This window comes from Ruegeria sp. YTSA072 (assembly GCF_059610285.1).
Genome location: NZ_JBXWNI010000003.1, coordinates 155,077 through 169,279, shown reverse-complemented (window position 1 = coordinate 169,279; position 14,203 = coordinate 155,077). Strand labels below are relative to the sequence as shown.

The following is a 14,203-nucleotide window of genomic DNA, read 5'->3' as shown; positions in this document are numbered from 1 at the left end:
TTCACTGTTTCGCAAAGCCTAAACTTTCCAGAAGACGAAGATGCCCCAACCGATGGACAAAAACAGCGGCGTCCAAACCGGTTGTCCAACCAATCCGAGCCAGGCCAGAAAGATGTAGGCCGCCCCGAGAAGCGTGATGAAGAGACGATCGCCGAGCGTAGTGGTCAGACCCAATACGCCGCGCCGCTCAATCCCGTCGCGATATTTGAAGCCTTCGAGAACGCCAATCAGCGCGATGGCTGAGAATATCCCAACGAAAACTGCAAGTGTCGCAGGCGTCCAGGCCATCCAGAAATCGGGCCACAAAGGGTCGGTCCAGGAAAATCCCTTTTCCTCTTGCTGGCCAACGTTGCCCCATCCGGTCTGAGCCTGAGCCAAGGCCGTCGTGGGTAGGAAGGGGAGGATGAGAAGAAGTTTACGCATATTGAACCTCACACACGACCCATCGCGAAACCGCGCGCGATGTAGTTGCGGACAAACCAAATGACGATGGCTCCGGGGATGATGGTCAGGGTTCCGGCAGCGGCCAGCAGGCCCAGCTCGTACCCGGCGCTGGAGGCAGTACGCGTCATGACGGCCGCGATGGGTTTAGCCTCTACCGCAGTCAGGGTTTTGGCCAACAGCATCTCGACCCACGAAAACATGAAACAGAAGAAGGCCGCGACGCCGACACCCGCTTTGATGTTCGGCAGGAAAATCGTCACGAAGAAGCGTGGAAACGAATAGCCGTCAACATAGGCCGTTTCATCCAGCTCTTTGGGAATCCCGCGCATGAAACCTTCCAGGATCCAAACAGCCAACGGCACGTTGAACAGTGTATGGGCAAGTGCCACGGCCAGATATGTGTCGAACAATCCGATAGACGAGTACAGCTGGAAGAAAGGCAGCGCAAACACCGCAGCCGGCGCCATACGGTTGGTCAGCAGCCAAAAGAACAGCTGCTTGTCACCAAGGAACCGATAGCGCGAGAACGCATAAGCGGCGGGCAAGGCCACACAAACGGAAAGCACCGTGTTGATTGTCACGTAGGCAATCGAATTTATGTAGCCCCAATACCACGTCGGATCTGTGAAGATGGTGATGTAATTCTCCAGCGTGAAGGTCTGCGGGAACAGGGAAAAGCCCGACAGAATCTCGTTCGTGGTCTTGAAGGACATCGCTACCAGCCAATAGATCGGCAGCATCAGAAACGCGATATAGAGGATTGGGATAAGGGACCGCTTCTTCATTGCGCGTCATCCTTTGTCATCAGAGTGTAGAAGACCCAAGAAACCAGCAGCGTGATGGCGAAGTAGATCAGGCTCATCGCGGCTGCAGGGCCAAGGTCGAACTGTCCCAGAGCGATCTTCACAAGGTCGATCGACAGCAAGGTGGTTGAATTGCCGGGGCCGCCGCCGGTCAGAACGAAGGGCTCGGTATAGATGTTGAAACTGTCCATGAACCGCAGCAGTACTGCGATGGTCAGGACTGTTTTCATCTTGGGCAGCTGGATATAGCGGAATACCGACCACGGGCTGGCGCCGTCAATCTTGGCGGCCTGATAATAGGCGTCCGGGATCGACACGAGGCCTGCATAGCAGAGTAGTACGACCAATGAAGTCCAGTGCCAGACATCCATGATGACGACCGTGATCCACGCCGACAGCGGCTGCTGCGTCATGTCATAGTTGATGCCCAAAACGTCATTCAGGAAATAGCCCAGCAAGCCGATCTTGGGCAGAGTAAAGATATTCCACATCGACCCGACTACATTCCATGGGATCAGCATCGGCAGAGCCATGAGAACCAGACAAACTGGAACCCAGAACCCTTTGCGCGGCATCGACAGGGCCACAATGATGCCCAGGGGCACCTCAATCAGCAGGATCAGGAAAGTGAACAGGAACTGCCGTCCAAGTGCGGCTTGGAACCGGTCGGACCGCAGGATTTGTTCGAACCAACCCAGCCCTTCCCAGAAGAACTGGTTGTTGCCGAAGGTTTCCTGCACCGAGTAGTTGACGACCGTCATCATCGGCACCAGCGCGTTGAACGCGACAAGGGCCAGAACCGGTAAGACAAAGAACCATGCCTTTTGGTTTTCCGTTCTCATTGTGCCCGCTCCTCGCTTGCGATCCAGCCGTCGCGGTAGACGCGCGATTGTTCTGGTTTGAATTGCAGGAAGACTTGTGATCCCGGTTCCGGAACACTGTGTTCAGTTACTACTTTCAGGGCCGTGTTACCAACCATGGCGCTGACCACGTAGTGACGGCCAATATCCGAGACCTTTGTCACATGTGCCGGGATACCGGTGTCATTGAACCCCACATATTCTGGGCGGATGCCCAAATCGGTTCGACCGCCATCACCATGGATCGGACCTTCCAACATCACTTCGTGGCCTTCAAAAACGGCGCGGTCGCCCCTGGCTTCACAGGGCAGCACGTTCATGCCGGGTGAGCCGATGAAGTGACCAACAAACGTGTGCTGAGGACGTTCGAACAGTTCGACAGGTGTGCCGATCTGAACCACTTCACCGTCTTGCATCACGACCACTTCGTCCGCGAAGGTCAGCGCCTCGGTCTGGTCGTGGGTCACGTAGATCATCGTGGCTTTGACGCGCTGATGCAGTTCCTTCAGTTTCGACCGCAGTTTCCATTTCAGGTGCGGGTCGATCACAGTCAGCGGTTCGTCGAACATCACCGCATTCACGTCGTCGCGGACCAGACCGCGCCCCATCGAGATCTTCTGTTTGTTGTCCGGGCTAAGACCCGACGCGCGGGTTTTTAGCAACTCGGTGACGTCCAGCATCTCGGCGATCTCATCGACGCGGCGTTTGATTGTCGCGGCGTCGACACCCCGGTTTTTCAGCGGAAAAGCTAGGTTTTCACCCACGGTCATCGTGTCGTAGATCACCGGAAACTGGAACACCTGCGCGATATTGCGTTGATCTGGCGGCAAGGCCGTCACGTCGCGGTCATCGAACAGGATCTGCCCTTCAGACGGTGTCAGAAGACCGGAAATGATGTTCAGCAACGTGGACTTCCCGCAACCTGATGGCCCCAACAGGGCATACGCCCCGCCATCGCGCCAGGTCACGTCAATTTCCTTCAGCGCGTAGTCATCCGGGCCTTTTGGCGTCGGCATATAGCTGTGTTTAAGGTTTGAAAGCTTGATCTGTGCCATGTCAGGCTACCCTTTTGCCGTCTTGGCCGAAATACCGGCAATGGGCCGGGTTCATGAAAAAACGGTGGTCTTCGCCCACCTGATAGGGGTGTACACCAGCTGCCAAAGAGACCCACGCATCGTCCCCATGCTGGAAATGAGCGCTGGAATCCGACCCTGACAATTCGGTTACAATCACCCGACCGGTCAGTTCCACATCCGCATCCGAGGTGCGGATTGGTGTCACTCGGTGCGGCCGCACTGCGACCATGTACTCGCCATCGGTCATATCCGCGACCTGCCAGCCGCCTCCACCCGCCAATCGCGCTCGTGCACCGGACACGGTGACGCGGGCCACATTGATCGGCGGGTCTGAGAACACGCGCGCAGCGGCAATATTCTCAGGGTTGCGATAGATATCAGCAGTCGGGCCGAATTGCGTAACGCGACCGTCTTCCATAAGGGCAGTATATCCCCCCAAAAGCAGCGCCTCTTCGGGTTCCGAGGTGGCGTAAACCACCACCGCCCCACGACCGGCAAACAGGTCGGGTAGCTGCTCGCGCAGTTCTTCGCGCAGCTTGTAATCCAGGTTGGCCAACGGTTCATCGAGGAACACGGCTCGGCTTTCTTTTGCGATGGCACGGGCCAACGCGGTACGTTGTTGTTGGCCGCCTGACAGCTCATGCGGTCGGCGATGCAACATCGGGCGCAGCTGCAGCAAATCGGCGGCCTCTTCTACGCGTCCTTCAATTTCGGATTTCGCCAACCCTGCCACGCGCAAAGGCGAGGCGATGTTGTCAAAGACAGTCATATGCGGATAGTTCACGAAGAACTGGTGCACGAGGCTGATCTGCCGCTTTTGCGTGTTGAGCCTTGTGACGTCCTGCCCGTCCATCAGCACCTTGCCCGAAGCGATCGGGTCTAACCCGGCCATCATCTTGATCAGAGAGGTTTTGCCCGATCCCGTCGCGCCCAGCAGCACATTGAAATGGCCGGTTTGCAGCGTCAGGGTCGTGGGCTTGATATGGATAACGTTGCCAACGCGTTTGGTGGCATCTTGTAGTTCGATCATGTCCGTGGGTTCCGGTTCTTCAGTGCGTCGCACTGGTCTTGAGGTGGGGATGCCTGAAACGGCATCCCCGGGTTCCAATGGCTTACTGAGACTGCCAGCGCTGAACCAGTTCGTCGTAGTTGACGGTTTGGCCCTGCGGCTTTTCGTTCTCGAGCTTGGCTTTGGGCGAACCTGCTTTTTCCAACCAGAACGACGCATCCTGCGGTTCGTTCAAGCGGGGACCACAGCCACCGTAGACACCGGCACTTTCATCCGCGGCCTGCATGCGGGCCATGGTGATGTCCATCTCTTCGGCCAGACGGTCCATCGCCTCTTGCGGGGTGAAGGCACCCGAGTTCACGTCACCGATCTGCTGCCACCAGATCTGGGCCAGCTTCGGATAATCCGGCACGTTGATGCCGGTTGGCGACCATGCCACACGGTCAGGCGAGCGGTAGAACTCGACCAGACCACCCAGCTTGGGTGCACGTTCGGTGAACGACTCGTGGTTGACCGAGCTGTCGCGGATGAAGGTCAGACCCACATGGGACTTCTTCACATCGACAGTCTTGGACGTCACGAACTGGGCATAGAGCCAGGCCGCCTGAGCACGATCCGCAGGGGTCGACTTCAGGAATGTCCAGGAACCCACGTCCTGATAACCAACCTTCTGACCGTCTTCCCAGTAGGGGCCGTGCGGGCTTGGCGCCATCCGCCACAGCGGCGTGCCTTCGTCATCTACGGTGTTGTTGCCTTCGGACTTCGGCTTCACCATGTCGGCGGTAAAGGCTGTGTACCAGAAGATCTGCTGGGCCACGTTGCCCTGGCTGAGCGCCGGCAGCGACTGGTAGAAGTCATAAGACGCCGCACCCGGAGGTGCATAGTTCCGCAGCCATTCATCCCACTTGCGGATCGCATAGACCGCGGCTGGACCGTTCGCAGCACCACCGCGTGACACCGAAGCGCCGACAGGGTTACAGGTACCTGCTTCCATGCGGATGCCCCATTCGTCGACGGGGATACCGTTTGGCTCGCCTTTATCACCTGCACCAGCCATCGACAGCCATGCATCAGTCATACGCCAGCCAAGGTCGGGCGCACGCTTGCCGTAATCCATGTGACCATAGATCGTGGTGCCGTCGACTTCTTTTACGTCGTTGGTGAAGAAATCTGCGATGTCCTCGTAAGCTGACCAGTTGACCGGAACACCCAGATCATAGCCGTACTTCTCTTTGAACGCGGCTTTGTTGGCCTCATCATCGAACCAGTCCTTGCGGAACCAGTAGAGGTTGGCAAACTGCTGGTCCGGCAACTGATACAGTTTGCCATCAGGACCGGTGGTGAACTGAATGCCCATGAAGTCTTCCAGATCCAGCGTCGGTGAGGTCGTACCGGCCCAGTCGCCACCCATCATGTCGGTCAGCGGATAGGCCAGCTGCAAACGCGAATGCGTGCCGATCAGGTCACTGTCGTTGACATAGCCGTCGTACAGGTTCCGGCCTGTCTGCAACTGGGTCTGAACCGCCTGAACCACTTCGCCCTCACCAAGGATCTGGTGATTAACCTTAATGCCGGTGATTTCCTCGAACGCCTTGGTCAGGACCTCGGATTCATAGGAATGAGTCGGGATACCCTCGGACAGGACGTTGATTTCCATGCCAGCATAAGGCTGTGCAGCTTCGATGAACCACTGCATTTCCGACATCTGTTCGTCTTTCGACAAGGTCGATGGCTGGAATTCATCGTCGATCCAACGTTGTGCTGCGGCTTCGTCGGCCCAAACGGGACCGTGCCCCGCAATGACGGCAACAGCCGCCACTGCGGAAAGTAGATGTCTCCGCATCTCTTTCCTCCCAAAAAATTATGGTTTTCCGGCGCAAACCGGATAGCAGACAGCATCAGCGATTTTCTGCGCACCTGTCAAACTAAATTTTTAGTAAATAGATAATCTCTGAGCAACTTGTTGACTTTATTATATATTTTCAAAAACCAGCGCATCACCCAACGGCAAGATAGTGCCCGATCATCGTTAAAAACATCCTGCGGGAATTATGCTAAAGCTGACAAAAACCTTTGTCGAGGATATGAAACCGTTCACGAAACATATCGCCTACTTCACCACACACACGAGCCAACAGAAGACGCCATTCTCATCTGGATCTCCCGATAATACGCGCAAAATTTTTATGAAAGAATAGTTCGATAGCGACAAAAAACGCCGGTGCAGCGCAATCATGTCGCGTTGTCGCTTGACAGGATGGCAGCATACGACCTGATCAATTCAGTTCGCGGAATTTTCGATGACTCTGTCGACGGTTTTCCGAACAAAGCCTTATCGCGGTGGCCATGCTCCGCCGCACGATCGTGAACCGCGCTCTGACTATGCACAGGACAAATCTATGATCCAAGACAACCATGCCCTCATCGACGCCATCCGTGACCGGTTCGCCCATGTCGGCACTTGCCCGTTTCAGGGCGAACGCATCTTTTTCGAGAATGCGGGCGGAGCACTGACATTGAAATCCGTCGCTGAAACCTCGGCTTTTTATGCAGCAATCCCGGACAATCCCGGGCGCATAAATCCGGCAGGTCAGAGAACCCAAGGCGTTATTAACAAGGCAAAGGACGACCTGGCCGTGTTCATGAACGCATCTTCCGGGCAGTTCTTCGCAGGTGAAAGCGGAACCGAGCTGCTATTTCGCATGATCCGCACCGCGTGCCTGGTCGCCCCCAAAGGGTCAAAAGTGATAGGGTCATCCATCGAGCATCCGGCCACCCGAAGCGCAGCACGCCGCTGGGCTGAAATCGCAGGGCTGGAGTATGTGAATGTGCCCCACGGCAACGACACCGGGTTGGTTACGGCCGAGGACTATACCGCGCTGATGACGCCCGATGTCGTAGTGGCAACGATCCTGCATGCGTCGCCCGTGACAGGCATGGGTATGGACGTAGCTGCAATTTCCGCGGCGATCCGTTCTGTGGCACCGGATTGTTTGATCATCGTCGACGGCATTCAGCATGCGGCCCACGGGCAACTGGACCTGGATGGCTATAATGTCGATGGCTACGCGATCTCGCCCTATAAAGTGTTTTCGCGTCACGGATATGGCATCGCCTGGATTTCTGACAAACTCAGCGCTTTGCCGCATGACATGTTGATCGACGCACCCGCAACCGGGTGGGAGTTCGGGACCCGTGACGCGGGATCTTACGCAACTGTTTCGGACGTAGTGGCGTATTTTGACTGGCTCGGTAGCGAAGTCTCGGATGAGACCGAACCGCGCAAGCGGATCGAGGCTGCAGGTCGCGCCATTCACGCCTATGAAACCCACCTGACCAATACTGCAATCAACGGCACAGGCAATCTGCCAGGACTGCGTGATATGGACCACGTGACAATTTTGGCGGGCGCCGATAACCCGGCACGCGAAGGACTGGTGTCAATCGTGGTCGAGGGGTATGCATCCGAAGACGTGGTCGAAATATTGAATCAACAGGGCATTCGCACCCATACGCGAAAGGCCGATCACTATTCCGGCAACGTTCTTACGCCGCTGGACCTGTCAGATTGCATCCGCATTTCCTTCTGTCACTACAACACGGAGCAGGAAATCGCCCGTCTTCTGGGGGCGGTCAAGGTATTGGGCGAAAACCGCTGACTAGACTGGTGAATACATACGAGTGCACGGCCTGTAGCCGCGCATCCGAGCGTCATCAGATTCGCAGCAAAGACACGACTGGCGTCAGTTTGATGATGGCCGTGGTGAAACCTTGCGCACCCACCAAATGCCAGCGCAAACTTGCAATGGTCTTCTGCCAAGCAACGATCCTTACATTGCGTTGCCGTGACAGTTCCGCCGGCAATTTTTCACACGCACCTGCTGCAACTCTGTCAACCTGTTGTCAGGTTACATCATCGGTCACACGGACATCTACCAAGCCATCCCACCATCTGTTGAACATTTGGGCAATCGATCACAAAGAGCCAGAAGCAAGCCCTCGCCAAGGTTGAACAACATTGTCGACCCTACTGCGATACACCACAGCCCATGTTCCGCCCAATCCAAGCCTTGGGTATTACATCGGTTACCCATAGCTTTGATCACCGGGATCAACCGCAGACAGCCAAAGCCCCGAGCGTAATGCTTCACCACTGCATCCAGAAAAGCGGCCGCCGAGTGCAACGCTAGATCAAACCAGACATCCTACATCTCGGTTTCCATCCAGCCAGGGCAGATCATATTGAACCAGATTTCAGTGCCATGACCGACGGCAGTCGAGCGCGCCAAACTATCCACGAATGCCTCGGACGCTTTGCAAAGCACCGTCGAAGGGTCCGCGACTTTTCCCGTGAATAGCCCAATGTTGTTGATCGAGATCCCCTCGGGCATTCGCGGGGCTTAGGCGCGGTTGAAGTTAGACACTCTCCGGAAGTTTGTTCTGATCACGGCCTGCCGATCGGCATCCGTATAATTGGCAACAGCCATTTCGACCCGAACAGCCGCTTTGTTGACGAGGATGCCCGCACCATCTGTCGCTGCCGCCAGCTATTCTGAGGCGCCTACGTCTGTGACATCCAGCGGGAGCCAGATGATATCATCCGACGGCCCTTAGGGTTTATCCCCGCGGCAATCCCTTGCCGGCTGCCAGTGGGCACCGCTCTTTTCCAGCCGAATTTAGCGACCCGCCTCTGCTACATAACCCACAGGCGTGTTTGCCTCCAATGCATGGACCTACATGTCGTACACGGTGCCAATCCGGTTTCCTGGCCAAAAGCGCAAGTTGATGCCATTGCAGAGAAATAGATCGCCCGCTGGCATAGCGCGTTTTGTCCGAATCCGACCCGTTCTCCAGATTGGGAAAAACTTCCGCCGTGCGCCGGTGCGCATCAGGCGCACATCACGCACCGCTAGCTGCATCTACTCAAATTGGAGCCCACGCCTTACCCATCGCCGGGGAAAAAGCTCTGAAACATTGCTGTATTGACATAGCCGGGGCAAATTGCGTTCACACGGGTGATTTCTGGCCCACGATCGCAGGTCATTACCTTGGCCCAAGCGAGGACCGCCCCTTTGGGTGAGCAATAGTGACTAGGCCCGCGCCGGCGATGTAGCCGTCGAGGCTGCCACAGTTCAAGATCAAAGCCGAAGTCCCAGGCACCTCTGCTTTGTGCATCAAATTAAGCGTTGCTTCGAGGTAAAACACGCCCCAATCAAATTGACTGTCAAGGACAGGTTCCATTCCCCATGTAAGGATTCTTCAATGGTCTGTTCGATCTCAATCCCGTCCGCGTTCACAAGGATGCTAAGCCGGCCTGCTCCCGTGGCCACCTACTCTGTCTCAGCGGTTGATTTCTCTTCGCGAGTGACGCCGAGCTTCACGATTATACTGGCATCATCGCCATGGGTCGCCAGTGATCTTTAAGGCATCAGGTCTACTGTATAGACCCTCACTTTCACGCAGAATGCAAAAAACGCGCGCCCCTGCTTCCACCGTGATCACAGGCCAACAAGGTAGTTTTACTATCTATCAACATTTGTCTCTATCCAAGGGGGGCAGAGAAGTCGTGTTTTAGAGGTTCTGGCTGAATTCATGGGGACTCAGTTTGAATTGGTCTTTGGGCGACGGTTCGCGCATCAGAATCTCCACAGACCGAAGGCAAACAACGACCCTTTGTTTGGCTCATAGCGTAAGTATTCCAACCAATTGCGCGCAGTTCCTAAACTTTCCTTACCACTATTTGTAAAACGTCCACAGATCGGCAATTGCCCGTTTATACGCCGCGAGATTGCTGCACATCGACCATGCCCGAAACTCAAACGACATCCGACCCACCACCCGGTAGCGGATGAGCAAACCAAAACTCTCCTTAGTCGCGCGGCTGAAATGATTCTGACGGCAAATTCGGATGCAACTACCCGTTCGGTTTGGCTTACCAGATCCAACCGGATATCCCGAAAGTACCACACGGGCGTCTTCTTGACGTAAGTTCCAAACGTCGGTCCGGCAATACGCTACATTAGCTGTCTTTCAGATCTCGGGCACTGGCCTCGGATCTTCCAAATTCTAAATGGCCGCCCTGAGCTGGGCGGGAGCCGTCGGGCTCAAAGTTTAGCTGCCGTCTGGATGCTGCATGCCCGTAGGCTCCCTGAACCATTAACGAATTCTGGCGGCGACGTTGGGAACAACACTGCTATAAACTCCCTGCACGATTTCCAATCCAATACGCACCGAGGTGCTGTCGCCACATCAGTATGTCCGGTTTCAGCTTAATATGAATAGATATTCGACCACTTCAATATCGGTGCAAAGCTCGTGAAAGGCGTCAGTATGTTCATGGTGGACGGTGGTCCGCCACGCCTTCAACAGTCCGGCTTGCCCCAAGATGAAATCCTCTGCGTCCAGCGCACCCAATGTGGCACCGCTGCCCGCCTTGTGACACAGAGTACTGTCCGCTTTCCGGTTCAGATGCCGTTCAGTTATCCAACTCGTTGAAGCCACTAGGGCGTCGGCCACAACGACATCATTAAGCGCAACCACGCTTACCCCTGCACCATTGCTTTTGACACAATAGCCGCTTGTCTCGGAACCGAAGTGCCATTTTGTTAGGGCATGCCAACCACACAATTGACCGCACGAAATGGATCAATAGTCCCCATTGTAGCGGCAAGGTTAAAGCTCGGCGCGACCATGACAAGAACGCAACGTAGGGCACAAGATACTTGCCATGTGGGCTCTGCCTCGATTGCGTTACATGAAGGTCAAGAGAGTACCCTTTCAATCAATACGCGAGTTTGATGTCAATAAACCATACCCTAAACGCCGGTTACAAAACTCGGTCGGCGGCATATGGACTATCCGCAACGATATGTGTTTCCACTGCTGGGACATCAGTCTAAGGTGCGCGCGAATGCTAGCCCATTCGAAACCCGAGCAACAAACACGAGAAGCTCCGTTCGTGAATATTAAGAATCGCACGGCCGCACAGCCAAGACATGAAATGCAATCAGCGCGCAACCAAGGGATCACATTCCTGGTGCTGGCGTTTCTGTTCAGTATCTTCGTCAACTTGCTGATGCTGACCGGACCCTTGTTCATGTTACAGGTCTATGACCGCGTCCTTGGGTCCCGAGCAGTCGAGACGTTGGCGGCGCTGTTCCTTCTGGTGGCGCTTTTGTACGGCCTTATGGCAATGCTCGATTTCGCGCGGGGGCGAATTGTGGCGCGTTTCGGCGCACGGTTTCAATCGCAGTTGGACGAACGCGTCTTTGATGCGACCCTGCGCCGATCACTGCACCCGCACACCCGGGCTGCGCCAGCAACAGCGTTGCGCGATCTGGAGTCCATCCAAAACCTGTGTTCCTCTCCGGTTCTGCTTGCCGTCATGGACATCCCTTGGACGCCTATCTTTATTGCCGCAATTTTTCTGTTCCATCCGCTTCTGGGTTGGTTGGCTGTTGGCGGTGGCTCGCTTTTGGTTGTGATCGCGTTGCTGAACCAACTACTGACTCGTCACAAGGTCGCCTTGGCACAATCCGCGTCGGCAAAAGCCAACATCTTTTCCGAACATGCCCGACAAGCAGCCGAAGTCGTACGCTCGCAAGGCATGCAAGAGGACATCACGCGTAGATGGCAGCGTCAACGAACAGACGCCTTGCAACAAACAATCGCCGCCAGTGACTGGACCGGCAGCTTTACGTCAGTGACGAAATCGCTGCGGCTGTTTTTGCAATCTGCAATGCTGGCGCTTGGGGCTTTGCTTGTTCTGCGCAATGAATTGACCCCCGGCGCGATGATCGCAGGTTCGATCCTGCTGGGTCGTGCTTTGGCACCCGTCGAGCAGGTTGTTGGGCAATGGGCTGTCGTTGAACGCGCCCGAACCGCGTGGAACTCGTTGAGCCAGTTTCTGGATGCCACGCCGCCCGAAAAACAGCGCACCAAGCTGCCTGTGCCCCAAGCCCGGTTGAAGGCCAAGGGTCTGACGGTCATCCCGCCTGGAGCGAATACTCCAACCCTCCGCAACGTCTCATTGAACCTCGAGCCCGGGCGGGCACTTGGTGTAATCGGAAAAAGCGGGTCAGGAAAGTCCACTTTGGCCAAGGCGCTTCTGGGTATTTGGCGTCCTGCAGCAGGCGAGATCCGTCTGGGAGGCGCAACGCTGGATCAGTACGATCCAACTGATCTGGGCCAACATATCGGATACCTTCCGCAAGAAGTTACGTTGTTCAACGGAACTGTCGCCGAAAACATCGCGCGTATGTCGGAAGACCCAAACCCGGAAGCCGTTGTAGCGGCCGCCAAAAAAGCCAATGCGCATGAGCTGATTCTGACGCTGGAAAAAGGCTACGATACCATTCTGGAAGGCAATGACAGTCAGCTGTCAGGCGGTCAGAAGCAGCGGATCGCGCTCTCGCGCGCATTGTACGGAGACCCCGTTTTGTTGATTCTGGACGAACCGAACTCGGCGTTGGATGCCGATGGAACCGAGGCGCTGAACGCCGCTGTCCGCGATCTTAAGGCCGCAGGAAAGTCTACGATCATTATGACTCACCGTCCCCAAGCGATCTCGGAATGTGATGATCTTGCGGTGGTCGAACGGGGGCAGGTTGTCAAATCCGGCCCAAGGGATGAGGTTTTGGGTGCAGTCGTTCAAAACGCCGGATCGATCAAGCGCAACCTCAGCAAGGCTGGCAACTGATGCAGGACAAAACAAATAAACAGCGCCCCGTATGGCGCATTACCATCCCTGCCCTGGTCGGATTTGCGGCCCTTGGCATCCTTGTTGGCGGTTTGGGTGTTTGGGCAGTCAACACGCGTTTGGCCGGGGCCATTATCTCTCAGGGCATTATCGAGGTCGAAAGCAACCGTCAGGTGATTGAACACCCCGACGGCGGCGTTGTTGGTGAGATCTATGTGCGCGATGGCGATGCCGTCACCAGCGGCGAATTACTATTGCGGTTGGATGATACGTTTCTGTCGTCCGAGAAGACCATTGTCGAAGCCCAGCTGTTCGAACTGCTGGCCCGCCGGGCCCGTTTGGAAGTCGAGCGCGATGGCGCAAATGCCGAAGCTTTGGCCACCCGGTTGGCTGAGATTCAGCAACAGGAAAACATAGACCCTGATCTGATCGCCGGTCAGCAACGCCTGTTTGAGGCGCGATTGAATACATTGGACCAGCAAACTGAGCAACTGGGCAAACAGACCGTTCAAATCGAAAGTGAAATCGACGGTACCGAAGCGCAGCTTGTCTCGCTGCGGCGTCAGGTTGAATTGATCCAAACCGAACTGGACGATCAGCAAAGCTTGCTTCAGCGCGGCCTTACCCAGGCCAGCCGTGTTTCGGCCCTACAGCGTGAAGAGGCCAGCCTCACAGGGGATATCGGTCGGTTGGAAGCTGCCGCCGCGCGCCTAGGAGGCCAGATATCAGCGACCGAAATCTCGATCCTTGAGCTTGAAGCAACACGGCGAGAAGAAGCCATAACGACCCTGCGTGATATTCAGTCCCAGATTGCCGAATTGGCCGAGCGCCGTCTGTCGCTGGACACCCGCCTTTCGCGACTGGATATCCGCGCCCCAGTTTCGGGAACGGTGTACGGCAGTCAGGTCTTTGCGCTGCAGTCCGTGATCCAACCCGCGGAACCTATGATGTATCTGGTACCGCAGGATACGCCCCTGGTCGTCGCCGCGCGCGTCGATGCAATTCACGTGGACCAGTTGCATGTTGGCCAGCCGGTTTTGTTGCGGTTTCCCGCGTTCAATCAGCGTGAAACGCCTGAAATTGACGGACAGGTGATCAATGTCTCGGCAGATACATTTACAGACGAAAACACTGGCCAGACATTCTATCGCGCCGAGGTCGTACCACAGGACGGGCAAGTCGATCGTCTGAATGGGCAGGAATTGCTGCCCGGCATGCCAGTGGAAACATTGATCAAGACGGATGAACGTACGCCCCTGTCCTATCTGGTGAAACCGTTGGCAGATTACTTCAACCGAGCGTTCCGAGAGTGA

12 protein-coding genes are annotated in these 14,203 nt (G+C 55.8%); 3 read left to right on the top strand and 9 right to left on the bottom strand.

Translation table 11 applies throughout. The features are described 5' to 3' along the window. Positions 1-18 precede the first annotated feature (18 nt). The 6 genes from AC2FIB_RS07525 to AC2FIB_RS07500 form a co-directional block, all read right to left on the bottom strand. Entirely contained in the window at positions 19-423 is a 405-nt protein-coding gene (locus AC2FIB_RS07525) for a DUF2160 domain-containing protein (protein WP_058274638.1), read from the bottom strand. Positions 424-431: 8 nt separating this feature from the next. Then, positions 432-1,229 (bottom strand): carbohydrate ABC transporter permease, encoded by a 798-nt coding sequence (locus tag AC2FIB_RS07520; RefSeq protein ID WP_058274621.1) that lies wholly within the window; start codon positions 1,227-1,229, stop codon positions 432-434. Next, on the bottom strand, positions 1,226-2,089 hold the full coding sequence (locus AC2FIB_RS07515) for a carbohydrate ABC transporter permease (protein WP_058274620.1): 864 nt from the start codon (positions 2,087-2,089) through the stop codon (positions 1,226-1,228). The genes AC2FIB_RS07520 and AC2FIB_RS07515 overlap by 4 nt, the downstream gene beginning before the upstream one ends. Then, positions 2,086-3,162: an ABC transporter ATP-binding protein gene (locus tag AC2FIB_RS07510; protein ID WP_496736006.1), complete on the bottom strand. Its 1,077-nt coding sequence runs from the start codon at positions 3,160-3,162 to the stop codon at positions 2,086-2,088. Before AC2FIB_RS07510 ends, AC2FIB_RS07515 begins: the two co-directional genes overlap by 4 nt. A gap of 1 nt (position 3,163) precedes the next feature. After that, positions 3,164-4,213: an ABC transporter ATP-binding protein gene (locus AC2FIB_RS07505; RefSeq protein ID WP_496841864.1), complete on the bottom strand. Its 1,050-nt coding sequence runs from the start codon at positions 4,211-4,213 to the stop codon at positions 3,164-3,166. A gap of 82 nt (positions 4,214-4,295) precedes the next feature. After that, positions 4,296-6,035 carry an ABC transporter substrate-binding protein gene (locus tag AC2FIB_RS07500; protein ID WP_496736009.1) on the bottom strand — a complete coding sequence of 580 codons (1,740 nt, stop codon included), beginning with the start codon at positions 6,033-6,035 and terminating at the stop codon, positions 4,296-4,298. A 556-nt stretch (positions 6,036-6,591) separates the two neighbouring features. Between AC2FIB_RS07500 and AC2FIB_RS07495 the strand changes: the two genes are divergently transcribed. Beyond that, positions 6,592-7,851 (top strand): aminotransferase class V-fold PLP-dependent enzyme, encoded by a 1,260-nt coding sequence (locus AC2FIB_RS07495; RefSeq protein WP_496736011.1) that lies wholly within the window; start codon positions 6,592-6,594, stop codon positions 7,849-7,851. 546 nt (positions 7,852-8,397) lie between these two features. On the opposite strand, the gene AC2FIB_RS07490 is transcribed toward AC2FIB_RS07495, so the two are convergent. From AC2FIB_RS07490 to AC2FIB_RS07480, 3 genes are all read right to left on the bottom strand, one after another. Beyond that, complete coding sequence (locus AC2FIB_RS07490) at positions 8,398-8,583, bottom strand: hypothetical protein (RefSeq protein WP_496736013.1); 186 nt, start codon at positions 8,581-8,583, stop codon at positions 8,398-8,400. A 551-nt stretch (positions 8,584-9,134) separates the two neighbouring features. Next, positions 9,135-9,236 carry a hypothetical protein gene (locus AC2FIB_RS07485; RefSeq protein ID WP_496841863.1) on the bottom strand — a complete coding sequence of 34 codons (102 nt, stop codon included), beginning with the start codon at positions 9,234-9,236 and terminating at the stop codon, positions 9,135-9,137. Positions 9,237-10,456: 1,220 nt separating this feature from the next. Beyond that, positions 10,457-10,732, bottom strand: a complete 276-nt coding sequence (locus AC2FIB_RS07480; RefSeq protein ID WP_496736014.1) for a type 1 glutamine amidotransferase family protein — start codon at positions 10,730-10,732, stop codon at positions 10,457-10,459. A gap of 460 nt (positions 10,733-11,192) precedes the next feature. On the opposite strand from AC2FIB_RS07480, the gene AC2FIB_RS07475 reads away from it, so the two are divergent. After that, complete coding sequence (locus AC2FIB_RS07475; RefSeq protein ID WP_496736016.1) at positions 11,193-12,890, top strand: type I secretion system permease/ATPase; 1,698 nt, start codon at positions 11,193-11,195, stop codon at positions 12,888-12,890. Continuing rightward, positions 12,890-14,203, top strand: coding sequence for an HlyD family type I secretion periplasmic adaptor subunit (locus tag AC2FIB_RS07470; protein WP_496736018.1), 1,314 nt, complete (start codon positions 12,890-12,892; stop codon positions 14,201-14,203). Before AC2FIB_RS07475 ends, AC2FIB_RS07470 begins: the two co-directional genes overlap by 1 nt.